The sequence below is a fragment of the Kribbella lupini genome (assembly GCF_039529595.1).
GTDB lineage: Bacteria > Actinomycetota > Actinomycetes > Propionibacteriales > Kribbellaceae > Kribbella > Kribbella lupini.
In genome coordinates this window covers 2,059,880-2,082,555 of the sequence record NZ_BAAANC010000001.1, presented here as the reverse complement: position 1 = coordinate 2,082,555, position 22,676 = coordinate 2,059,880, and the positions used below count along the sequence as shown (strand labels likewise).

The 22,676-nt window shown below is 70.0% G+C and carries 22 protein-coding genes; 17 read left to right on the top strand and 5 right to left on the bottom strand.

Annotation, left to right across the window (positions count from 1 at the left end; genetic code table 11):
- Nucleotides 1–50: 50 nt before the first annotated feature.
- The gene (locus tag ABD235_RS09560; RefSeq protein ID WP_344172145.1) at nucleotides 51–1,259 is read right to left on the bottom strand and encodes a M20 metallopeptidase family protein; all 1,209 of its coding nucleotides are present in this window, start codon (nucleotides 1,257–1,259) and stop codon (nucleotides 51–53) included.
- A gap of 43 nt (nucleotides 1,260–1,302) precedes the next feature.
- Nucleotides 1,303–2,229 carry a 5'-3' exonuclease gene (locus ABD235_RS09555; protein WP_344173697.1) on the bottom strand — a complete coding sequence of 309 codons (927 nt, stop codon included), beginning with the start codon at nucleotides 2,227–2,229 and terminating at the stop codon, nucleotides 1,303–1,305.
- Nucleotides 2,230–2,300: 71 nt separating this feature from the next.
- On the opposite strand from ABD235_RS09555, the gene ABD235_RS09550 reads away from it, so the two are divergent.
- Nucleotides 2,301–2,741 carry an Lrp/AsnC family transcriptional regulator gene (locus ABD235_RS09550; RefSeq protein ID WP_344172143.1) on the top strand — a complete coding sequence of 147 codons (441 nt, stop codon included), beginning with the start codon at nucleotides 2,301–2,303 and terminating at the stop codon, nucleotides 2,739–2,741.
- A 1-nt stretch (nucleotide 2,742) separates the two neighbouring features.
- On the opposite strand, the gene ABD235_RS09545 is transcribed toward ABD235_RS09550, so the two are convergent.
- Complete coding sequence (locus ABD235_RS09545; protein WP_344172141.1) at nucleotides 2,743–3,369, bottom strand: class I SAM-dependent methyltransferase; 627 nt, start codon at nucleotides 3,367–3,369, stop codon at nucleotides 2,743–2,745.
- A gap of 108 nt (nucleotides 3,370–3,477) precedes the next feature.
- A complete protein-coding gene (locus ABD235_RS09540) occupies nucleotides 3,478–4,932 on the bottom strand; it encodes a KamA family radical SAM protein (protein WP_344172139.1) in 1,455 nt (484 codons plus the stop codon).
- A gap of 158 nt (nucleotides 4,933–5,090) precedes the next feature.
- On the opposite strand from ABD235_RS09540, the gene kdd reads away from it, so the two are divergent.
- The 8 genes from kdd to ABD235_RS09500 all read left to right on the top strand — a co-directional run bounded on the left by kdd (nucleotide 5,091) and on the right by ABD235_RS09500 (nucleotide 13,450).
- On the top strand, nucleotides 5,091–6,143 hold the full coding sequence (gene kdd, locus ABD235_RS09535) for an L-erythro-3,5-diaminohexanoate dehydrogenase (protein ID WP_344172137.1): 1,053 nt from the start codon (nucleotides 5,091–5,093) through the stop codon (nucleotides 6,141–6,143).
- Between the two features lie 4 nt (nucleotides 6,144–6,147).
- Nucleotides 6,148–7,749 (top strand): amidohydrolase, encoded by a 1,602-nt coding sequence (locus ABD235_RS09530; protein ID WP_344172135.1) that lies wholly within the window; start codon nucleotides 6,148–6,150, stop codon nucleotides 7,747–7,749.
- Nucleotides 7,746–9,314: a lysine 5,6-aminomutase subunit alpha gene (gene kamD, locus ABD235_RS09525; RefSeq protein WP_344172133.1), complete on the top strand. Its 1,569-nt coding sequence runs from the start codon at nucleotides 7,746–7,748 to the stop codon at nucleotides 9,312–9,314. The genes ABD235_RS09530 and kamD overlap by 4 nt, the downstream gene beginning before the upstream one ends.
- The gene (gene kamE / locus ABD235_RS09520; protein WP_344172131.1) at nucleotides 9,311–10,069 is read left to right on the top strand and encodes a lysine 5,6-aminomutase subunit beta; all 759 of its coding nucleotides are present in this window, start codon (nucleotides 9,311–9,313) and stop codon (nucleotides 10,067–10,069) included. The genes kamD and kamE overlap by 4 nt, the downstream gene beginning before the upstream one ends.
- Entirely contained in the window at nucleotides 10,066–10,455 is a 390-nt protein-coding gene (gene kal / locus ABD235_RS09515) for a 3-aminobutyryl-CoA ammonia lyase (protein ID WP_344172129.1), read from the top strand. The genes kamE and kal overlap by 4 nt, the downstream gene beginning before the upstream one ends.
- 566 nt (nucleotides 10,456–11,021) lie before the next feature.
- A complete protein-coding gene (lnt, locus tag ABD235_RS09510; protein WP_344172127.1) occupies nucleotides 11,022–12,587 on the top strand; it encodes an apolipoprotein N-acyltransferase in 1,566 nt (521 codons plus the stop codon).
- A gap of 33 nt (nucleotides 12,588–12,620) precedes the next feature.
- A complete protein-coding gene (locus tag ABD235_RS09505) occupies nucleotides 12,621–13,172 on the top strand; it encodes an FxsA family protein (protein ID WP_344172125.1) in 552 nt (183 codons plus the stop codon).
- Entirely contained in the window at nucleotides 13,169–13,450 is a 282-nt protein-coding gene (locus tag ABD235_RS09500; protein ID WP_344172123.1) for a hypothetical protein, read from the top strand. The genes ABD235_RS09505 and ABD235_RS09500 overlap by 4 nt, the downstream gene beginning before the upstream one ends.
- Nucleotides 13,451–13,604: 154 nt before the next feature.
- Here the strand turns inward: ABD235_RS09500 and ABD235_RS09495 are convergent, their stop codons facing one another.
- Nucleotides 13,605–13,991, bottom strand: a complete 387-nt coding sequence (locus tag ABD235_RS09495) for an RNA polymerase-binding protein RbpA (protein WP_344172121.1) — start codon at nucleotides 13,989–13,991, stop codon at nucleotides 13,605–13,607.
- A gap of 238 nt (nucleotides 13,992–14,229) precedes the next feature.
- Between ABD235_RS09495 and ABD235_RS09490 the strand changes: the two genes are divergently transcribed.
- The 8 genes from ABD235_RS09490 (at nucleotide 14,230) to ABD235_RS09455 (ending at nucleotide 22,576) form a co-directional block, all read left to right on the top strand.
- Nucleotides 14,230–15,537, top strand: coding sequence for an efflux RND transporter periplasmic adaptor subunit (locus tag ABD235_RS09490; protein WP_344172119.1), 1,308 nt, complete (start codon nucleotides 14,230–14,232; stop codon nucleotides 15,535–15,537).
- Nucleotides 15,527–16,264, top strand: a complete 738-nt coding sequence (locus ABD235_RS09485) for an ABC transporter ATP-binding protein (protein WP_344172117.1) — start codon at nucleotides 15,527–15,529, stop codon at nucleotides 16,262–16,264. Before ABD235_RS09490 ends, ABD235_RS09485 begins: the two co-directional genes overlap by 11 nt.
- A complete protein-coding gene (locus ABD235_RS09480; RefSeq protein WP_344172115.1) occupies nucleotides 16,264–17,493 on the top strand; it encodes an ABC transporter permease in 1,230 nt (409 codons plus the stop codon). The genes ABD235_RS09485 and ABD235_RS09480 overlap by 1 nt, the downstream gene beginning before the upstream one ends.
- A 12-nt stretch (nucleotides 17,494–17,505) precedes the next feature.
- The gene (locus ABD235_RS09475; RefSeq protein WP_344172113.1) at nucleotides 17,506–18,048 is read left to right on the top strand and encodes a DUF5666 domain-containing protein; all 543 of its coding nucleotides are present in this window, start codon (nucleotides 17,506–17,508) and stop codon (nucleotides 18,046–18,048) included.
- A gap of 100 nt (nucleotides 18,049–18,148) precedes the next feature.
- A complete protein-coding gene (locus ABD235_RS09470; RefSeq protein WP_344172111.1) occupies nucleotides 18,149–19,474 on the top strand; it encodes a sugar ABC transporter substrate-binding protein in 1,326 nt (441 codons plus the stop codon).
- Entirely contained in the window at nucleotides 19,471–20,481 is a 1,011-nt protein-coding gene (locus tag ABD235_RS09465; protein ID WP_344172109.1) for a carbohydrate ABC transporter permease, read from the top strand. The genes ABD235_RS09470 and ABD235_RS09465 overlap by 4 nt, the downstream gene beginning before the upstream one ends.
- Nucleotides 20,478–21,344: a carbohydrate ABC transporter permease gene (locus tag ABD235_RS09460; RefSeq protein ID WP_344172107.1), complete on the top strand. Its 867-nt coding sequence runs from the start codon at nucleotides 20,478–20,480 to the stop codon at nucleotides 21,342–21,344. The genes ABD235_RS09465 and ABD235_RS09460 overlap by 4 nt, the downstream gene beginning before the upstream one ends.
- Nucleotides 21,345–21,349: 5 nt before the next feature.
- A complete protein-coding gene (locus ABD235_RS09455) occupies nucleotides 21,350–22,576 on the top strand; it encodes an alpha-L-fucosidase (RefSeq protein ID WP_344172105.1) in 1,227 nt (408 codons plus the stop codon).
- Nucleotides 22,577–22,676 lie beyond the last annotated feature (100 nt).

Genomic DNA, 22,676 nt, shown 5'->3' with positions numbered 1-22,676 from the left:
TCCGACCGACTGGCCGGGTCAGCCCAGGCCGAGCCGCCGGGCTGCTCGGGTCAGCCCAGCGCGAGCCGGCGTACGGCCAGCTCGGCGAGCAGCGCCGAACCGTCCGGGACGACCGCGTCGTCGAAGTTGGCCAAGGGGGAGTGGTTGTCGGCCGCCGCCTCCGGGTCGGCGGTCGCGCAGGCGCTGAGGTTGAGGTAGACGCCGGGGACCTCGTTGAGCACGTACGACATGTCCTCGGCGCCGCAGCGCGGGTTGGCGCGTTCGCGGAAGCGGTCGGCGCCGAACAGGTCGACGATCGTGTCCCGGGCGAACGCGTACTCGTCCGGGTTGTTGACCGTCACCGGGTAGCCGATCTGGTACTCGACCTCGGCGGTCAGGCCGTGCGCGGCCGCGATCGACTCGACGAGCTGGACCGAGGCCTTCTGCACCTTGGCCCGCGTCTGTTCGGAGAACGTCCGCACCGTCGCGTCGAAGAACGCGTCGTCGGGGATGATGTTCTCCTTCGTGCCGCCGGCGATCCGCCCGACGGTGAGCACGACCGGGTCGAACACGTCGAACTGCCGGGTGATCATCGTCTGCAGCGCGGTGACCAGCTCGCAGGCGACCGGGATCGGGTCCTTGCCCCGGTACGGCGTCGAGCCGTGCGTGCCCGCGCCGACGACGCGGACGTGCAACTGGTCGGCCGCGGCCATGAACGAGCCGGGCTTGCTGCTCCACATCCCGAACGGCTGACCGGCGGATCCGACGTGCAGCCCGTACGCGTAGTCCGCCCGGCGACCCGCGGCCTCCAGCACGCCCTCGCGGATCATGATCGGCGCGCCGCCCGACGTCTCCTCGCCGGGCTGGAACATGAACACCACATCGCCGGCCAGTTGGTCGCGCATCGCGTGCAGGATCTTCACCGCGCCGAACAGGCCGGCGACGTGCAGGTCGTGGCCGCAGGCATGCATCATGCCGGCGTGCTGGGACTTGAACGGCACGTCGGTCCGCTCGGTCACCGGGAGCGCGTCCATGTCGCCGCGGAGCAGCACGACCGGACGGACGCCGTCGGTCGGCGCGGTGCCCCGCAGTACGGCGGTGACGGAGGAGAGTTCCTTGCCGAGCGTGATCTCGAGATCCAGGCCGACGAGCGCCTCGAGCACCAGCGCCTGGGTCTTCGGCAGGTCGAGGTCGTACTCCGGGACCTGGTGCAGCGCGCGGCGCAGCGCGACGATCTCGGGGCGGAACCGCTCGGCGAGGTCGCGGGTCGTGCTGGTCACTCGGTGTCCTCCAGGAGTGCGATCGGGTCCAGGCTCGGTGTGCTCACAGGGCGTCCTTCGGGCCGACGTTCAGGGCGTGCATCACCCGCTGGGCGCTGCTGCCGAGCTCCAGGAGCTCGACCAGGTCGAGCCAGCGCTGGGGGTCGGCGACCTCGGTCGGCATCTCCGGGTGGTGCAGGTTGACCGGGGCGTCGGTCGCGACGGCGACGACCTTGGGGGCCACGTCGAGGTAGTCGCTCGCCTCGAGGATCTTGCGCTTGACCGACGGCGACATCGGGGTCGACGGGTCGGCCGCGGCGGCGCGGATCTCCGCCAGACCGCCGTACGCCGTGACGAGCGACGCCGCGGTCTTCTCACCGATGCCCTTGACGCCGGGCAGGCCGTCGGAGGCGTCGCCGCGCAGCGTGGCGAAGTCGGCGTACCGGTTGGCCGGGATGTCGTACTTGGCGAGCAGCGCCTTCTCGTCGTACACCTCGGCGCGGCCGACGCCCTTGGCCGCGGTGTAGATGACCCGGATGCCGCGGGCGTCGTCGATCAGCTGGAACAGGTCCCGGTCGCCGGTGACCACGTCGACCGGCATCTTCGCCCGGTGCGACAGCGTGCCGATCACGTCGTCGGCCTCGTGGTCGGGCGCACCGGCGATGGCGATCCCGAGCGAGTCCAGGCAGGCGCGGATGAACGGCACCTGCACCTCCAGCCGGTCCGGCACGTCCTCGACCTGCTCGCCGCCGGTGGCGACGTACTCGACCCGCTGGGCCTTGTACGACGGGATCAGCTCGACCCGCCACGACGGCCGCCAGTTGTCGTCCCAGCAGGCGACCAGGTGGGTCGGCCGGTGGTTCTCGACCAGCCGCGCGATGAAGTCGAGCAGCCCGCGGATCGCGTTGGTCGGCGTCCCGTCGGCGGCCTTCATCGTGTCGGGGACGCCGAAGAAGGCCCGGAAGTACAGCGACGCGGTGTCCAGCAGCATCAGGCGCTGGGGAGTCTCAGCCATGGAGTGATGCTTTCATGCCGGGGGCCCGGGGCAGTAGGGTCTCCAGCGTGGAGGACCTGGATCGCAAGATCGTGGCGCTGCTGGCGTCGGACGGCCGGATGAGCTTCACCGACCTCGGCAAGGCGACCGGCCTGTCCACGTCGGCCGTGCATCAGCGGGTCAAGCGGCTGGAGCAGCGCGGCATCATCTTGGGGTACGCGGCAACGATCGACCACACCGCGCTCGACCTCCCGCTGACCGCGCTGATCTCGATCCGCCCGATCGACCCGTCGCAGCCCGACGACTCGCCGGAGCGCCTGCGCGACGTTCGCGAGATCGAGTCCTGCTACTCCGTGGCCGGCGACTCCAGCTACGTCCTCATCGTTCGCGTCGCGTCCCCGGGCGCGCTGGAGGACCTGTTGGCCACCATCCGGGCCCGCGCGAACGTCTCCACGACGACCACGATCGTCCTCAGCACGCCGTACGAACGCCGCCCGCCGGCACTGTGAACTAGGCCTTCTGCGCCATGATCGCCGCGTACCCGCGGCCCGGCGTGCTGCCCGGCTCGGTCAGCAGGGACGTGACCGTGAGGCCGGCCTCGGCGAGGATCTCCCCGAGAAGCTCAGGCCGGTACAGGTACGCCGTGTAGCTGACGGCCACGCCGTACGCCTTCTCCGGCTGCAGCGTCTCGTCCTGCCCGGAGTGCGTGCCGATCAGGACGCGCCCGCCCGGCCGCAGCACCCGCGCGAACTCGGTGAACAGCCCGGGCAGCTCCTCGCGCGGGATGTGGAACGTCGAGTACCAGGCCAGGACGCCGCCGAGTTCGCCGTCCTTGAACGCGAGCTCGGTCATCGATCCGACCTCGAACGTCACGCCCGGGTAGTTCTTGCGCGCCAGCTCGACCATCTTCGGCGACAGGTCGATCCCGGAGATGTCGCAGCCGACGGCCTTCAGGAAACCGGTCGTCCGCCCGGCGCCGCAGCCCAGGTCCACGATCGGGTCGCCGGTCAGTTCAGCGAACGCCGTCAGCATCGCGCGCTCGAGCGGGTTCCCGGCCATCCGGTCCTTCACCAGCTCGTGGTACGCGTCCGCGACGTTGTCGTACGACGACCTCGTGGCGGCAAGGTGTTCAGTCACCGCGACAGGTTAGTCGCTGCCCGTAGCGGGCCTGACTCGGAGTCTTCCGCCGGTGCCGCCGACCCCTGTGCGCCGGCACCGGCGGAAGCCGATCGGGTTGCTGCGCGATCAGATGATGGGCAGCAGCTTCTGCGACTCGGCCGCGGCGCGGGACGCGGCGGCCTGGGCGCTGGCCGCCTCGATCGAGTCGCCGGCGTGGGTACGCCACCAGTCCTGGCCCTCGGTGGGCAGGGTGTCGATCGGGTCGTAGTACTCGTAGGTGCGGTTCAGCGCCTCGGGGTCCTGCTGCTCGATCCCGGTCCGGTAGTTCTTCTTCCAGTACGAGATGCCGCGCACCTCGTCGTACTCCGACAGTTGGTGCACCCAGCGCTTGCCGACGTACGGGACGTCGCAGACGATCCGCGGCGTGGCGAAGCCGGGCAGGTAGCCGAGGATGCCGTGCTGCAGGTGCTGCGCGTCCTTGACCGAGACCCGCCAGTGCTCCGAGAACGGGATCATGTCGCACATGTAGAAGTAGTACGGCGTGATTGTGGCGCCGTCGAGCAGCGCGAAGCACAGGTCGAGCAGCTGCGGCACGGAGTCGTTCACGCCACGCATCAGCACGCCCTGGTTGCGCACGTCGCGCAGCCCGGCCTCGAACATCGCCTTCGTCGCCTCGGCCACCAGCGGCGTGACCGACTGGGCGGCGTTCACATGGGTGTGCATGGCAACCATCACGCCGCGCTGCCGGGCGATCGTCGCGACCCGCTCGACACCGGCGCGCACGTCGTCGGACAGCCAGTGCTGCGGCATCCCCATCAGCGCCTTGGTGGCCAGCCGGATGTCGCGGATGTTCTCGATCTCCAGCAGGCTGGTCAGGAATGCCTCCAGCCGCGGCCAGGGCATGTTCGCCACGTCGCCGCCGGAGACCACGACGTCCCGGACGCCGGGGTTGCGGCGCAGGTAGTCGAGCATGTCGTCGAGGCGCTGCTGCGGCTTGATCGTGAACTTCAGCTTGTCGATCACCGGGGTCGAGTTGCCGACCAGGTCCATCCGGGTGCAGTGCCCGCAGTACTGCGGGCAGGTGGGCAGCACCTCGGCCAGGACCTTCGTCGGGTAGCGGTGGGTCAACCCCTCCGTGGCCCACATCTCGTGCTCGTGCAGCGAGTCGCGCGTGGCGTGCGGGTGCGACGGCCAGTCGGACCGGCGATCGGTGAACATCGGCAGCATGTAGCGCCGGACCGGGTCGGCGTAGAACGCCTCGGTGTAGTCGGGCGCGCCGTTCGGGACGATCGTGTTCAGCATCTGCGGCGGGAGCAGCATCGACATCGTCGCGCGCTCGGCCTGGTCGCGGGTCAGGTCCTCGTAGACGCGCTCCTCGAGCAGGTCGCCCATCACGTCGCGCAGCTGCTTGACGTTCTTCACGCAGTGCGAACGCTGCCACTGCACCGACCGCCACTCTTCGGCGGTGACGTCCTTGAAGCCCGGCATCCGGGTCCAGTCGGGCTCGACGAGCTCCGTCCGGGCGTAGGCGTACGGCTGGCCGTCGGCGACGGTCAGCTCCGGGCTGATCAGCTCAGTCACAGAAGTCCTCCGGGGCTCCATGGGTGATGCGGTCTTATGTGAGGATAGCGATAGAACATCCCGCAGATCCAACAGTACGCCGCAAGATTTCCTCTCAGACGGGAAATCAGTAGTATTTTGCCCGGCTTCATCCGGAGTCGCGAACCCTTGGAGGCAGCGTGTCGTCGAGCCCCGTCGGACTGCACCGCGTGATCGAGCCGGCCGGTGTGCTGCCGCAGGCGGCGGCCCGGCTGGACGCGCACCCCGAGCTGTGGCCGGACGAGATCCGGATCTCGGTCGAGCGGCTGAACCTGGACGCCGCGTCGTACCGGCAGCTGGACGAGGCGCACGGGCACGACGGCGAGGCCGTACGGCGTGCGGTGCTGGAGATCGTCGCGGCCCGCGGCAAGATGCAGAACCCGGTCACCGGATCGGGCGGCATGCTGGTCGGCGTCGTCGACGAGGTCGGCCCGGAGTCGCCGCTCGGCGTGAAGCCGGGGGACCGGGTCGCGACGCTGGTCTCGCTGACGCTCACCCCGCTGCGGATCACCGACGGGCTGCGCCGGTGGGACGGCCGCAGCGAGCAGGTCCCGGCCGAGGGACACGCGATCTTGTTCGCCCGGTCGATCGTCGCGAAGCTGCCCGACGACCTGGTCCCGGAGCTGTCCCTGGCCGTGATGGACGTCTGCGGCGCGCCTGCGCTGACCGCGCGCGTGGTCCGTGAGTATGTCGACAAAGGCACAAAGCCTGTCGTGTCAGTAATTGGCGGCGCAGGGAAATCCGGCTCGCTGGCGCTGGCCGCGGCCCGCCGCTCGGGCGCTGCTCGGACGATCGGCATCGTGCCGGTGGAGGTCGAGCGCGAGCGGCTGGAGGCGGCCGGGCTGGCCGATGTCGTCGCGCTCGCGGACGCTCGCGACCCGGTGGCGCTCGCGACCGCGGTCGAGGAGTCCGGGGGACCGGCGGACATCACCGTGGTCTGCGTCGACGTACCGGGCTGCGAGCACGGCGCGGTGCTCGCGACCGCGTCCGGCGGCACGGTGATCTTCTTCTCGATGGCGACCTCGTTCTCGGCCGCCGCGCTCGGCGCCGAAGGGCTGGCGGCCGACGTGACGATGCTGGTCGGCAACGGCTACGTGCCCGGTCACGCCGACTACGCGCTCGAGCTGCTGCGCTCCGAGCCGGGTGTCCGGCGACTCTTCGAAGGCCGGCTGAAGGCGGAGGGGCAGGATTAGCCCTGTGCGCACACTTCTGACGAACGGTTCCGTCTACTCACCCGCCGACCCCCACGCGACCGCGATCGCGTTCGACGACGGCGTGGTCACCTGGCTCGGCGACGACAGCAGCGCCTCGTCGTACGCGACCGGCGCGGACGAGGTGATCGACCTCCAGGGCAAGCTCGTCACGCCCGCGTTCGTCGACGCCCACGTCCACACCGCGCAGACCGGCGCCCTGCTGACCGGTCTCGACCTGGTCGGGACGACCAGCCTGACCGAGGCTCTCGACCGGCTGGCGGCGTACGCCGGCAACCTCGCCCCCGATGCCGTGATCGACGGCGCCGGCTGGGACGAGACGCAGTGGCCCGAGGGCCGGCCGCCGACGGCCGAGGAGTTGGACCGCGCCGGTGGCGACCGCCGGGTCTACCTGTCCCGGGTGGACGGCCACTCCGGCGTCATCTCGTCGTCGCTGGCCGCCGCGGTCAAGGGACTGGAAGGTCAGGCCGGGTACGACGCCAGCGGGCGGGTCGAGCGGGACGCGCACCACGCCGTACGGGATGCGTTGAGCGAGCTGGTCGGCCCCGACCAGCGGCTGGCCGACGCGCGGGCGGCCGTGAAGGCGATGGCCGAGCGGGGGATCGGCGCGTTCCACGAGATGGCGGCGCCGCACATCGGCCCGGTCTGGGAGCTCCCGCTGGTCCGCCAGGCCGCGGACGAATTGGGGCTCTCGGCAACCTTGTACTGGGGTGAGACGGGGGTCTTCGACAACGTCACGCAGTACGGGCTGGCCGGGCTCGCCGGTGACCTGAACGCGGACGGTGCGCTGGGCTCGCGGACGGCCGCGCTGCGAGCGCCGTACGCCGATCGTGCGGACCACCGCGGGCACGCGTACCTGACGGCCGAGCAGATCGCCGAGCATGTGATCGCCTGCACCGAGAAGGGTGTCCAGGCGGGCTTCCACTGCATCGGGGACCTTGCCCTCGACAACATTGCCCGCGGCTTCGAGCTGGCGGCCGAGAAGGTCGGCGTCCCGGCCCTGCTGGCCGCGCGGCACCGGCTGGAGCACGTCGAGATGCCGGACGCGGCGGTCGTCGCGACGCTGGCGAAGTGTGGCGTCGTGGCGAGTGTGCAGCCGATGTTCGACGGCCACTGGGGTGGTCCGGACGGCATGTACGCCGAGCGCGTCGGCGACCGCTGGGAGGGCATGAACCCGTTCGGCACGCTGCAGCGGGCGGGCGTCGTCCTGGCCTTCGGGTCGGACGCACCGGTGACCTCCCTCGGTGGCTGGGAGGCGGTGCGAGCAGCTGCGTTCCATCGGACCGAGTCCGAGCGGATCACTGTGCGGGCCGCGTTCCAGGCGCACACCCGGGGTGGTTGGCGGGCGGCCGGGATCGACGACGCGGGCGTCCTCGCGCCTGGTACGGCGGCGACGTACGCCGTGTGGGAGATCGACGCCGACCTGGTTGTCCAGACGCCGGACCCGCGGGTCGCGGCCTGGTCGACCGACCCGGGCGCCGGCGTACCGGTGCTGCCCGACCTCAGTGACCCAACTGTTGTTCCGAGCTGTCTGCGGACCGCCGTCGGTGGTCGGCTGGTGTTCGACTCCGAAGGATGGTCCCAGTGACCCGTGCTGTGAAGAAGCTCGACCTCGACCCGGTCACCGTCCGGAAGGCGCGCAGCCTCGCGCGCAAGGCCGGCAAGCCGATCGTGAACATCGCCAAGCAGCACACCACGGTCTCGGTCGAGCGGGCCGTGCTGCGGCTGGCCGGCCTGGCCGGTGCGGACTCCGAGGGCATCCCGTGGGTGAACCGGCTGGCCGACACCGTGCGGGCCGACGTCGGCCTGGAGCACGGGCTGGCGCTGCCGGTCTGGGACGCGCTGGTCCGCGGCGAGGCCGAGGACCTGTCGGTGCTGGCGCAGAAGGCGGCGTCCGGCTCGGTCACCTTCCGGCTGCCGGAGGGGCGGGACGCCGGACGGGCTCGTGCCGCGGCGCGGAAGGCCGCGGCCGGCGGGCTGAAGAAGGTCGACGCGCGGCGGCGCGAGCGGGACCGGCTGATCGCCAGGCACGGCGATCCCGAACAGCGGCCGTGGATCTACCTGATCGTTGCCACCGGCGACATCTACGAGGACATCCCGCAGGCCCAGGCGGCCGCGCGGGCCGGCGCCGACATCATCGCGGTGATCCGGTCCACCGGGCAGTCGCTGCTCGACTACGTGCCCGAGGGCGCGACCCGCGAGGGTTTCGCCGGCACGTACGCGACGCAGGAGAACTTCCGGCTGATGCGCGCGGCGCTGGACGAGTCATCGCGCGAGCTCGGCCGCTACATCCGGCTGACCAACTACGCGTCCGGGTTGTGCATGCCGGAGATCGCGACGCTGGCCGGGCTGCAGCGGCTCGACATGATGCTGAACGACTCGATGTACGGGATCCTGTTCCGCGACATCAACCCGATCCGGACCTTCGTCGACCAGCGCTTCAGCCGCCAGATCCACGCCCGCGCGGGGATCATCATCAACACCGGCGAGGACAACTACCTGACCACCGCGGACGCCGTCGAGGCCGCCCACACGGTGACGGTGTCGCAGCTGCTGAACGAGTACTTCGCCAAGGAGGCCGGGCTCGAGGACTGGCAGCTCGGGCTCGGGCACGCGTTCGAGATCACCCCGGAGATCCCGGACTCGTTCCGGATGGAGCTCGCGCACGCGATGCTGGCCCGGCAGCTGTTCCCGGACGCGCCGCTGAAGTGGATGCCGCCGACGCGGCACATGACCGGCGACGTGTTCCGCGGTTACCTGCTGGACGGGTTCTTCAACCTGGTCGGCGCGATGACCGGGCAGGGCATCCTGCTGGTCGGGATGATGACCGAGGCCGTGGTCACGCCGTGGATCTCCGACCGTGACCTGGCGCTGCAGAACGTCCGGTACGTGTTGGGTGCCGCAGGCAACCTTCACGAGGACTTCCACCCGGCCCCGGACGGCTTCATCGCCAACCGGGCCCGGCAGGTGCTGGGCGAGTCGATCGACCTGCTGGACCGGATCGTCGACGAGGGTCTGCTGAACGCCATCGGTGACGGCACCTTCGGGCTGATGAAGCGCCCGCAGGACGCCGGTCGCGGCCTGGACGGCGTGGCCCGCCGGTCGGCGGCGTACTACAACCCGGCGATCGAGCTGCTCGAGGAGGCGCAGTGAGCATCATCAGGCCGTACGGCGACACCACCGGCGACGGGATGGTGCAGATGTCGTTCACGCTGCCGGTCCCGCACGACAAGCGGGCCGAGGGCGCGGCGGTGCAGCTGGCCAACAAGATGGGCATGGACCCCGCGCTGGTCGTGCACGCCAAGCCGATGGGCCCGGACTTCACCTTCTTCGTCGTGTACGGCCCGGTGAACCACCTGGTCGACACCAGCAAGGTCGAGGTGATCGAGCGCGACTACCCGCTGCTGGCGCCGAAGGACGCGAACCTTGCCATCCGCAAGGGACTGCGCCGCCGGCTGACCGTGGTCGGCGCCTGCATCGGGACCGACGCGCACACCGTCGGGATCGACGCGATCATGAACATCAAGGGCTTCGCGGGGGAGAAGGGTCTGGAGTACTACCGGGAGCTGAAGGTGGTCAACCTCGGGGCCCAGGTCGCCGTACCCGAGCTGGTCCGGCGGGCCAAGGCCGAGAAGGCCGACGCGATCCTGGTCTCCCAGGTGGTCACCCAGCGCGAGGCGCACGTCCTGAACACCAAGGAAATGTCGGCCGCGTTCCGCGAGGCCTACTCCGAGGAGACCCGCCCGGTACTGGTTGCCGGCGGCCCCCGTTTCACCGAGCAGATGGCCGGTGAGCTCGGCGTCGACCGGGTCTTCGGTCGCGGTACGACGCCCGGCGAGGTGGCCAGCTACCTGGTCGACGTCCTGGTGACGAAGCGAGCCCGCACCCCGAACAGGAGAAGCGCATGAGCAAGGCCGAGGTCGGTCTGTCGGTCACCCACCGCCGGTACGTGCCGTACAGCCACGCCCACTACGCGGGCCACCTGGTCGACGGCGCGTACGTGCTCGGCCTGTTCGGCGACGTCGCGACCGAGGTCTGCATCGTGGCCGACGGAGATGAAGGATTGTTCGCTTCCTACTCCGATGTCCAGTTCGTGCAGCCCTTGCGGGCCGGCGACATGGTCGAGGTGACGGCGACGATCTCCCGGGTCGGTACGCGCAGCCGCGAGCTCGACTTCGCGGCGTACGTGGTCTGCCGGGGACGGCCGGACCAGTCCGAGTCGGCGGCCGAGGTGCTGGCCGAGCCGCTGTTGATCACCAGGGCGACCGGGACGGTCGTTGTCCCGGTCGCGTGACAGTTAGTTGCCCTGGGTAACGATCACCTTACGTGCCGAGACCACTCTGTAACGTGACTTCGCTTTCCGCGGGCCGTTATCCCCTTGAGGACAGCCGAAAGTGTTACAACGCCTTGAAGGAGGCGGCGCAGAGGTTGACACCACCGCTGCGAGCGAGCATCGTTTTGGGAGTCGTCAACGTTCGTTTCTCCAACGGACACACACAGTTCGGACACACAGAGTTCGGCCACCGGATGATCCCGCGACGCTGACCAGGCCAGTGCCAGGCTTGAGTCGACGGGGGCTGAGATCGCCGGTGGACAGCCCCCCGCGGGGCAGAGGTGGAAGAGGTTCGGCGCCCAGTAGACAACAGCCGGGCGGCCCGCATCCAGCGGTCCGCCGGTTGGTCCGAAGGGCGGCCGAGCCTCTTTCCTCTCTCCTGCCCGACAGTGGCCTTTCGAGCCGCGTCGGTGCCGTAACACCACTTCGACACCTCTGCGTCACCGACCGGATCTCTTCGGGGTGCTCCTACGTTGTACCGTCGTGCGCACCGGCAGGTGCCGGGCGGTGAGGCGAAGGGGACCCGAGTGGACCGGTTGAAGGCTCTGGCACGGCTGGTGCCGAGGATCGTGGTGGCGGTCGGTGCCGGCGCCCTGCTGGGTCTGGCCTTCGAACCTCACGACCACCCCTGGCTGGCCGTCGCCGCCGTACCGCTCTTCCTGGCCGCGCTGAACGGCGTCTCGGTGAAGGGCGGCATCCTGGTCGGCGCCGGCTTCGGCATCACGTACTACGCCGTCCTGGTGCCCTGGCTCAGCGTCATCGGCGGCGACGCCGCGATCGCGCTGGCGATCCTCGAAGGCCTCTTCTACGCCGTCTTCGGCGCGCTGGCCAGTCAGGCGCTCAAGCACAAGCTGTGGATGCTGTGGATTCCGTGCCTGTGGGTCGCGACCGAGTTCGCGACCGCTTCGGTGCCGTTCGGCGGGTTCCCGTGGGGACGGCTCGCCTGGGCGTTCTCGGACTCGCCGCTGGGCCGGCTCGCCTCGCTGGTCGGGATCGCGGGGCTCAGCTTCCTGATCGCGCTGCTCGGCGTCTTCGCGTACGCCGTACTGCGCCGCAAGAGCGCTCTGAGTCTTCGCGTCGTCGCGCTGGTCGCCGGCGTCGCGATCGTCGGTGGCAGCTCGCTGATGACGCTGTCGACCGACGGCGACGGCAAGACGATCACCGCGGCAATGGTGCAGGGCAACGTGCCGGGCAAGGGGCTGGAGTTCCTCGGCCGCGCCCGGACCGTCACCAAGAACCACCTGAACGCGACGCTGGACCTGCAGCGGCAGGTCGAGGCCGGGACGCAGGTCAAGCCGGACCTGGTGATCTGGCCGGAGAACTCGACCGACATCGACCCGTACAAGGACGCCGAGACCCGGGCGGACATCGAGGCGGCCGTGAAGGCCGTGAACGTCCCGATCCTGGTCGGCGCGGTGACCGAGGGGCCGGGGCCCAACGAGCGCCAGACCACCGGCATCGTCTGGGACCCGGCGAGCGGGCCGGGTCAGCGCTACGCGAAGCGGCACCCGGTGCCGTTCGGTGAGTACATCCCGTTCCGCGACCAGTTGCTGCCGTACATCAAGCGCCTGGAGATGGTCGGCCGGCAGACCGCGCCGGGCGTCGGTCCCGGCCTGATGCCGATCAACGGGGTCACCTACGGCGACCTGATCTGCTTCGAGCTCGCGTACGACAACGTGGTGTCCGACCTGGCCAAGGGCGGCGCCCAGGTCCTGGTGGTGCAGACCAACAACGCGACGTACGGCGGGACCGGGCAGCCGGAGCAGCAGTTCGCGATCACCCGGATGCGCGCGATCGAGACCGGGCGGACCGTGCTGATCGCGTCGACGTCGGGGATCTCGGGCGTCGTCCGGCCGGACGGGAAGGTCGAGCACAAGTCGGGTCAGTTCGTGCCCGACGTGTACGTCGCGTCCGTTCCGGTCCGCGACGGCCAGACCCTGGCGACCCGGCTGGGCGGCTGGCCGCAGTGGATCTTGACCGGCCTGGGGATCATGGGAGCAGTGCTGGCCCTGGCCGCCCGCCGCCGGAACCGTCCGGTGGATCCGGGCACCCCTCCGGCCGCGACCCCCAGCACTGAGAAGGTGCCGGTCTGACCCGATCGGTGAGGGCGGTAGGAGAGGTGCACCATGAGCAACGTGTCCGGTAAACCCGTGCGCAAGACCCGAGGGCTGCCCTGGTTCGTCGCGGCGGCGTTGCTGGTGGTGCCGATCGTGGAGATCTACGTGATCATCCAGGTCGGCCAGGTGATCGGCGGCTGGCCCACGGTCGCCCTGCTGCTGGTGGAGAGCGCGCTCGGCGCGTGGCTGATCAAGCGTGAGGGCCGGCGGGCGTTCGCCGCGCTGAAGTCGTCGCTGGACACCGGCCGGATGCCCGGCAAGGAGCTGGCCGACGCCGCACTGCTGCTGATCGGTGGCACCCTGCTGCTCACGCCGGGCTTCGCCACCGACGTCGTCGGGTTCTTCTTCGTACTGCCGTTCACCCGCCCGCTGGCGCGCCGCGCGATGTCGGCGTTCCTCGGCCGGCGCATCGTCGCCCAGCTCGGCGGCAACCCGATCACCGGCTTCATGCCCGGCTCCTACCGCCCGCCGACCGCCGACCAGGCCGAGGCCCAGCGCCGCCGCAACGACGACGTCGTCCAGGGCGAGGTCATCGACCCCGACCGGCCCCAGGACCAGTGAGCGACCGCCGGGACGCGGCCGGACCGCCCGCTCGTCCGCTGAGGAAGCTCAGGGACTGGGAGATCGGCCTCGCGATGTTCTGCGTCGCGGCGTCGCTCACCGAGGTGATCGCGCTCGCGACCGACGAGGGGCAACTTGCGCCGTGGACGCGATGGTGGACCGTCGTCCTGCTCGTCGTCTTCGCGGTCCTGCCGGTGGTGGTCGGGCTCGGCTGGCGGGTGTTCTGGATCGTAGCGAGTGACCTCTGGGGTTCCCGGAGGCAGCCGGCCGGCGAGTGATGGAGGTCACGGTCGCCGACACGCCCTAACTGCACCCGCACGCCGCCGACCGGCGGTCGGGGGTCCGGGGTTGGCGTCGGCGGTGGGTGTCCGGACACAGCGAACGGGCCGTTCCGCGACTCTGCGGAACGGCCCGTTCGTACGTGCTGTGGGGTCAGGCGGTGCGCTTGCCCGTGGTGTTGCGGGCACGGTGCAGGTGCGCCGGGCCGATCTCGCCGTTGCGGAGCAGCTGGACGCGCTCGGCGAGCAGCTCCTCGAGCTCGGAGATGCTCCGGCGCTCGCGCAGCATGTCCCAGTGCGTCCGGGCGGGCTTCTCCTGCTTCGGCTCCGGCTTCTCACCGGTCGAACGGGCGGCCTCGCTGCCGCAGTGCGGGCACTCCCAGATCGCGGGGACCTCGGCGTCGTGCGCCATCGTCACCTCGACCACGTGACCGCGGGGGCAGTCGTAAGTGATCATCTGGCGCGGCGCGAACTCCACACCACGGTCGTCCTCGAAGCTGACCCCACCCAGCCCCGAACCACGCAGAACGCGATTAGACATGTCAAACCTCCGAGATTTCGTCATCCGTACCAACGGTCGGCCAGTGCGGATCATTCCCATTTTGGCATGCCCGAGGCCGAGGTACGCACCTGACGAGCCCGTCGTGACCCCGCGTCATCACCTGTTCACAGATGAGCGTGTGTCCCGTACCACACTCTGAAACGAGCAGCCGCATTCACAGCCAGTTGCCAGCAAGCCCCGATCCATTCCTCAGCAACGCTCCCTAGCGTCAGCGTCCATGGTCCTCCCACGCCACAAACTCCGTGGCCTCAGCCTGCTCAACGTGGCCCTGGTGGCGGTGGTGGTGGCCATCGCCGTCACCGCCTACCTGCTGTTCTTCCGGGACGAGTCGGAGGCGGCCGGTACGACGCGCCCGAGCGTCGCCGTCGCCCGCGGGGAGGTGGTCGCGAGCGTCAGCTCCAGCGGCACCCTGCAGAGCTCGCAGTCGGCGTCGCCGCAGTTCGCGACCTCCGGGACGGTCACCGCGGTGTACGTAAAGGTGGGTCAGGTGGTCGCGAAGAACGCGGCCCTGGCCAAGATCGACCCGGCACCGGCCGAGCGCCAGGTGCGCATCGCCGAACAGAACCAGATCGCCGCCGCCAACTCGGTGGACGCCGCGCAGGAGTCCCTGGACGACGCCGAGCAGGCGGCCGAGGATGCGGAAGAGGCAACGGCAACCCCGACGACCGGTCAAGGGCAGACGCAAAATCCTGAAGTAGTGGTGACCAACGCCAAGTCCGCGCTGGCCCGGGCGAAGGCTGACAAAGAACAAGCCGATCAGAACCTGGAAGCTGCTCAGGACGCGCTCACCGCGACCACTTTGCGCGCACCGATGGCGGGAACGATCACGGCGCTGAACGGCTCGGTCGGGTCGGTCGCCGGGGGCGACGCCTCGAACTCTGGTTCCACTGGAGGTTCAGGTACTGCCGGCACCGCGGCAGCCTCGACCTCTACCTCAGGGTTCGTCGACCTTGCCGATCTGAAGTCGTTGCAGGTGGTCGCCGCGTTCCCCGAGGCGGACGCGGTCAAGATCAAGGCCAAGCAGTCCGCGACCGTCACGCTCAACGCCGATCCTGGGACCACGCTGACGGCGACGCTGGTGTCGGTCTCGCCGACGCCGACGACAACCAACGGCGTCGTCGCGTACTCGGCCACCTTCAGCCTGGCCAAGCTCCCGGCCGGCGCGCGGATCGGGCAGACGGCGAACGTCGCCGTCCAGACCGCGAAGGCGTCCAACGCCCTCTACGTGCCCAGTACGGCGGTCGTGACGTCCGGTACGACGCACACGGTGACGCTGGCCGACGGCAGCAGCCGCGAGGTGCAGATCGGCGTACAGGGCGGAAGCTTCACCGAGATCAAGTCCGGCCTGGACGAAGGCGACCAGGTCGAACTGCTGCAGGGTGCGATCGGGGCGACCGGCGCCGGGCAGGGCCGGACCGGGCAGGGCCGGACCGGGCAGTTCCCGGTCGGTCAGGGGCAGGGCGGACAGCTACCTGGTGGCTTCGGGCAAGGCGGCCAGGGCGGGGGAGTGAACCGTGGCCGCTGACGCCCTGATCGAGATCCGGGACGTCTCGAAGACGTACGGCGCGGGCGAGACGGCCGTGCACGCGCTGCGCGGGGTCTCCCTGCAGGTGCGCGCCGGCGAGTACGTCGCGGTGATGGGCTCGTCCGGCTCGGGCAAGTCGACGCTGATGAACATCCTGGGCTGCCTCGACGTCCCCAGTCGTGGCGAGTACTGGCTCGACGGGACGAATGTCGCGCGCCTGTCCGAGGACCAGCAGGCCCTCGTCCGCAGCCGCAAGATCGGCTTCGTCTTCCAGTCGTTCAACCTGATCCCGCGCACCAGCGCACTGGCGAACGTCGAGCTGCCGCTCACCTACGCGCATCTCCGCCGTTCCGAACGACGTGCACGAGCACGACGGGCGCTCGAGCTGGTCGGCCTCGCCGACCGCGAGGACCACCGCCCGAACCAGCTCTCCGGCGGCCAGCAGCAACGCGTCGCGATCGCCCGCGCGCTCGCGACCGGCCCGCGGATCTTGCTCGCCGACGAACCGACCGGCAACCTGGACGCCCACTCGACCGACGAGGTGCTCGGCATGTTCGACGCGCTCAACGCCGAGGGCCGGACGGTGATCGTGATCACCCACGAGGACGAGGTCGCCCGGCGCGCCCGGCGGCTGATCCGAGTGGCCGACGGCCGAATCGTGGCCGACGGCCCGGTACCGGCCGAGGGCCGACGTGGTCGCGCCGTCGCCGACGAGGTGGCCCGCTGATGTCCCCTCGCGACCTGTTCGGGGCCGCGCTGCGCGGTCTCGGCGCCAACAAGCTGCGCTCGCTGCTGACCGTGCTCGGCGTCTCGATCGGCGTCGGCGCCGTCATCGTGCTCGTTGCGGTCGGCAACGGTTCGGGCCGGGCGGTGCAGGACCGGCTGGAGGCCATGGGCACCAATCTCCTGACCGTCTCGGCGTCCGGCGGAGGCGGCGGTTTCGCCCGCGGACAGGCTGGTCCGTCCGCGCAGCAGTACGCGCTCACGACCGACGACGCCGAAGCGCTTGCCGACGACCGTCTCGCGCCTGACGTCGCCGCGGTCGCTCCCGTGATGACCAGCACCGGTACGGCGACCAACGGCGACACCAGCTACACCGTCAACCAGATGATCGGTACGACGCCGGAGTACTTGCCTGCGACCAACACCCCGGTCGGCATCGGCCGCGCGTTCACCCAGCAGGACGTCGACACCTCGGCTCGCGTGGTTCTGCTCGGCCAGACCGCGGCGAGCGAACTGTTCACGCGACCCGCGGCGGCGGTCGGCCAGACGGTCAAGTTGGGCGCGGTCGACTTCGTCGTCCTGGGCGTGCTGGCGAGCAAGGACAGCACCGGGTTCGCCGATCCGAACGCGGCGGTCGTCGTACCGATCAGCACGTTGCGAGCGACCCAGGCCGGGTACGGCGCGCTGAACCAGATCGTCGTGCAGGCGACGAGCAAGGACCGGGTCGACGTTGCGCAGGCCGAGGTGACGCAACTGCTCGCGGCGAGGCACCAGGTGCCGGCGACCCAGACCTCGCCGTTCCGGATCACGAACTCGGCGCAGATCCTGCAGACCAGCCAGGACACCGCCGCGACGTTCACCGCGCTGCTCGCGACGGTGGCGGCGATCAGCCTGGTGGTCGGCGGGATCGGCGTCACCAACATCATGCTGGTCACCGTCACGGAGCGGACCCGGGAGATCGGGATCCGCAAGGCGCTCGGCGCGCGGCGGCGGGCGATCCTCGGTCAGTTCCTGATCGAGGCGACGCTGCTCAGCCTGATCGGCGGCGCTGTCGGGGTCGCGGCGGCGCTGGTGGTCAGCCGGTTCGAGCTGGCCGGCGTTCGGCCGGTCCTGGTGCCGTCGTCGATCGCGCTCGCCTTCGGCGTGTCCGCGGCGGTCGGGCTCTTCTTCGGCAGCATGCCGGCGCACCGCGCGGCCGGTCTCCGTCCCATCGATGCCTTGCGGCACGAGTAAGAGAGGTTCCTGATGAGCAACCAGACACCCGACGACTTCGCGCAGATCGGGTCCGACCAGGAGGTCGAGGCGGCGTTGCAGCCGAAGCGGACGCTGAAGTTGCCGGTGGCAACGGCGGTGCTGAGCGGGATCGTCGTCCTGGCGATCGGGCTGGCGGGTGGAGCAGGGCTGCACGCGGCCTTCGCCTCCGACAGTCCGGCGCCCCAGGCCGGCCGTGGTGCGGGTGGGTACGGCGGCTTCCGCGGCCAAGGCGGAGGGCAAGGCTTCGGCCAGGGTGCTGGTCCGGGGGCCGGCAACGCGGCCATCGGCACGGTCGTCTCGGCGGCGGACGGCCGGCTCGTGGTGAAGACGCAGAACGGCGACGTGACGGTGAAGCTGACCGGCGACACGTCGTACGAGATCAGCAGCAAGGGCTCGGCGGCGGATCTGAAGGCGGGGGAGCAGGTGGTCGTGAGCGGGGAAACGGCCGACGGGACGCTCACCGCGCGGACGGTTCGGCAGGGCGGAGTTGCCGGTTTCGGGCGTGGCCCGAACGCCTCGCCGTCCCCTCGCTGACCGGTGAGCCGTTGACGGGCTTCTTTGGAAAGCGCTATCTTGCGACGAAATGAGGCGCAGAAAGTACAAATTCGCCTCTTCGTCGACAGGAGAAGGTGGCATGCGCAGCTCATGGAGACTCGTCGCCGCGGGGGTGACGGCCGCCCTGGTGGTGGCCTCGTGCGGGACGTCCGGCGCCGGTGAGGTGGCCCAGGACCCGAAGGCTCCGCTGGAGCTGTGGGTCCGGACCACGCCCGGCGGCGACGGCGAGAAGGGGATGAAGAAGCTCGCCGCGGCGTTCGAGGCGGCGAGCGGGCAGAAGGTCGCGGTGACCGCGATCTTCGACGACTTCGAGACGAAGCTGTCGCAGCGCGCGGCGCAGAAGGACCTGCCGGACCTCGTCCTGAACGACTCGTCGCAGCTCGGGACGATGGTCAGCCAGGGGATCGTGCGCGAGGTCGACCTGGCGGCGATCAAGGGCAGCGACCAGTTGCTCGAGCCGGCGCTCGCGGCCGGTCGCGCCGGGGACGGGAAGACGTACGGCGTGCCGTACTCGGCGCAGGCCAGCGCGCTGCTGATCCGGAAGGACTGGCGGGCGAAGGTCGGGCTCCCGGTGCCCGGCTCGTGGTCGGCGCTCGCGGAGCTGGCCAAGGCGTTCACGACGCGAGACCCGGACGGGAACGGCAAGGCGGACACGGCCGGGCTGGCCGTTCCGGGGTCGACCAAGCGTGGGTACGCGTCGTGGTACTTCTCGAACTTCCTGTGGGCCGGTGGTGGTGACTTCATCGCGGCGCAGCCCGACGGGAAGTACAAGCCGACCATGAGTACGCCGGAGTCGGTCGCGGCGACGACGTGGTTCCGCGACCTGGCCTGTACGGCGAAGGTCGTGCAGCCGGGCGCGGCGACGATGGACACGCCGCCGACCAACGAGACGTTCGAGGCGGGCCGCGCCGGGATGTACGTCGTCGGGCCGTACCTGTTGCCGCGGTTCGACGCGGCGCTGGGCAAGGACAAGTACGAGGTCGTGCCGATGCCGGCCGGTCCGAAGGACGCGACGGTGCTGGCCGAGGGCGGCAGTGTCTATCTGATGGCGGGCTCGGCCAACCGGGCCGGTCAGGACGCCTTCGCGAGCTTCGCGATCTCGGCGGAGGGCCAGAAGCTGGGCATGGCCGGCGAGAAGGCGTTCATCGTGCAGCTCCCGGTGAACAAGTCGGTCGACATCTCGTCGGTGCGTCCCGATCCGCGGTGGAAGGTGTACGCCGACGCCTACGCGGCGCACGGTCGGTACGCCCCCTCCATCCCCAACTGGACCGCCGTACGACAGTCGTCTGCCGACACCATCAACGCACTGATCGCCGACTGCAGCCTGAACGTCGGTGAGGAACTGAAGAAGCTGGACGGCAAACTCGGTGAGGCCCTCACCCAGCAAGGCATCGCCGCCTCATGACGGTCCAAGAGGAAACCCAACAGGTGGTGGGCGGGGGAGTGGGGGCGGGGGGCAGCGCCGCCCCGGACCGCAGCCGGCTTCGCCGGCGCGGCGCTCGCGGGCGCCCCGGCACGGTCCGGCCCGGCGGCGCCGCGCGCGGCACGCTCGGCGGCCGGTGGTGGGTGCCTTGGGTGTTCCTGGCTCCCGCTCTGATCCTCTTTCTCTACTTCAAGTTCATTCCGATGGCTCAGGCGATCTCCATGTCCGTGCAGGACGTGAAGCCCTACCTCGGGAACACGTGGGTGGGGGCGGCCAACTACTCCGAGATCCTGGGGTCGGAGGGGTTTCGGTCGGCGGCCTGGAACACCGTGGTGCTGGCGGTGGGGCAGACGTTCGGGTCGATGGTGCTGGGGTTCGGGCTTGCTCTGCTGGTGGAGGGGCAGACCCGGAAATTGAGCTTCATCCGGTCGGCGGCGTTCCTGCCGGTGGTGGTGCCGCTGGCGGTGGTGGCCGAGTTGTGGCGGATCATGTACCACCCGACCGCCGACGGGCTGATGAACCAGGTGATCGGGCTGGTCGGGCTCGGGCCGTCGGGGTTCATCAACCACCCGGACAGCTCGCTGGCTTCGATCGTCGTGACCGGGATCTGGCGCGGGGCGCCGTACGACATGATGATCTTCCTCGCCGGGCTGGCCGGGATCGACCGCGGCCTGTACGAGGCGGCGACCGTTGACGGCGCGTCCACGCGGCAGCGGATCCTGCACGTGACCCTGCCCGGGCTACGGTCGGTGTTCGCGATCCTGTTCGTGCTGGCGGCCGTGCGCGGGTTCCGGAGTTTCACCGAGGTCTTCCTGCTCACCAACGGCGGCCCGAACGGCTCCACCGAGGTCGTGATGACGCTCATCTACAAGCTCGGTCTCGAGCAGAACCGCCTCGGTGTCGGTTCGGCCGGCGCGGTGCTGCTGTTCGCCGCGACGCTCGTCCTGACCGTCTGCGTCCAGCTGCTGCGTCGAAGGAGAGCCGCATGAGCGCCGCCACCGAGACCGCCCTCGGTCTCACCGAACGCACCGGCCTCGGCGCGAAGCTGATCAAGGTCGTCGTCTACACGGGCCTGTTCGTCGTCTTCGCCGGCCCGCTGCTCGCGCTGCTGGTCAGCTCGTTCAACCACGTGTCCGACCCGACCCAGCTGAGCGTGATCCCGCGCAGCCCGACGCTGGACAACTTCCGGATCGCCTTCGACCACGGCGTCCTGCGGTACCTGCTCAACTCGTTCTTCGTCGTCGGCTTCGGGTTGCTGCTCCAGGTCGCCGTCTCGGTGCTCGCGGGATACGCGCTCGCCCGCAAGGTGTTCCCGCTGATGACGCTGGTGATGGTCGCGATCCTGGCCACGATGATGCTGCCCGAGGAAATCCTCGCGCTGCCGCTGACCCTCGTGCTGGGCGACCTCCCGCTACTGCACCTGAACCTGATGGGCACGCTGGCGGGGATGATCGTGCCGCTCGGCGCGTGGGCGTTCTCGATCCTGGTGATGACCGAGTTCATGAAGGACGTGCCGCGCGAGCTGGAGGAGGCGGCCCGGATCGACGGCGCCGGCGAGCTGCGGATCTTCGCCCAGATCATCCTGCCGCTGTGCAAGCCGGCGCTGGGCGTGATCGGGGTGTTCGGTTTCACGATGATCTGGGACCAGTACCTGCTGCCGTTGCTGGTGGCAACGGACTCGTCGGCGTACACGCTGCCGCTGGCCCTCCGGACGTTGCGGATCGACCCCGTCGTCACGCCGGGCGTCGTCCTGGCCGCGTCCTTGCTGGCGCTGCTGCCGTCGGTGCTGGTGTTCCTGTTCTTCCAACGGTCGTTCGCGCGAGGGCTCACCTCGGGCGCGCTGAAAGGGTGACTGGGATGGAGTGGTTCCGCCACGACCGGTTCGGGATGTTCGTGCACTGGGGGCTGTACTCGCTGGCCGCCCGGCACGAGTGGGTGAAGAACCGGGAACGGATGACCGACGAGCGGTACCAGCGGTACTTCGACCGGTTCGACCCGGACCTGTACGACCCGCGCGCGTGGGCGCGGTCGGCGAAGGCGGCCGGCATGCGGTACGTCGTACTGACGACCAAGCACCACGACGGGTTCTGCCTGTGGGACAGCGCGCTGACCGACTACAAGGTGACGAACACGCCGTACGGGAGGGATCTGGTCGAGCCGTTCGTGGCGGCCTGCCGGGCGGAGGGGCTGAAGGTCGGCTTCTACCACTCGCTGATCGACTGGCACCATCCCGAGTTCCCGATCGACGGGTTGCATCCGCAGCGCGACGAGCCCGATCCGCGGCCGCGGGACATCGCCGTCTACCGGGAGTACCTGCACGGGCAGGTGCGTGAGCTGCTGACCGGCTTCGGGACGATCGACTACCTGTTCTTCGACTTCTCGTACGCCGGGCGCCCGAACACCTGGGGTGGGAAGGGCGCGGAGGACTGGGGCGCCGAGGAGTTGCTGGCGATGGTCCGGGAGTTGCAGCCGGGCATCCTGGTCAACGACCGGACCGGGTTGCCGGGGGACTTCGTGACGCCCGAGCAGTACCAGCCGTCCGGGCCGATGGGCGTCGCCTGGGAGGCGTGCCAGACGCTGAACGGGAGCTGGGGGTACGACCGGGACAACGTCGACTACAAGTCGCCGGAGCTGCTGGTCCGGATGCTCGTCGACGGGGTCTCCAAGGACGGCAACCTGCTGCTGAACGTCGGCCCGACCGGGCGCGGGCTGATCGATCCCGAGGCCGAGACGCGGCTGGCTGCGATCGGGGAGTGGATGCGCCTGCACGAGCGGTCGATCCGCGGGTGCGGTGCTTCGGCGTACGACGCTCCGACCGACTGCCGCTACACGCAGAACGGCGATCGGCTGTACCTGCATCTGTTCAGCTGGCCGTTCAAGCACGTCCATCTGCCAGGGCTGGCCGGGAAGGTCCGGTACGCCCAGCTGCTGTCGGACGGGTCCGAGATCCAGCTCGTCGTGCCGGACCCGACCCGTACGGCCGAGAACACCCGCCCCGGTGCTCAGCCGCCCGGCACGCTCACGCTCGAACTCCCCGTCCGCCGCCCCGAGGTCGCGGTCCCCGTCATCGAACTGTTCCTGTGAACAGGAGGACCCATGAAGAGAAGAACCTTCCTCACCGCAACCGGTGTGACCGCAGCTGGTCTTGCCATGCCTTCTGAAGCATTTGCTGCAAACACTCCCA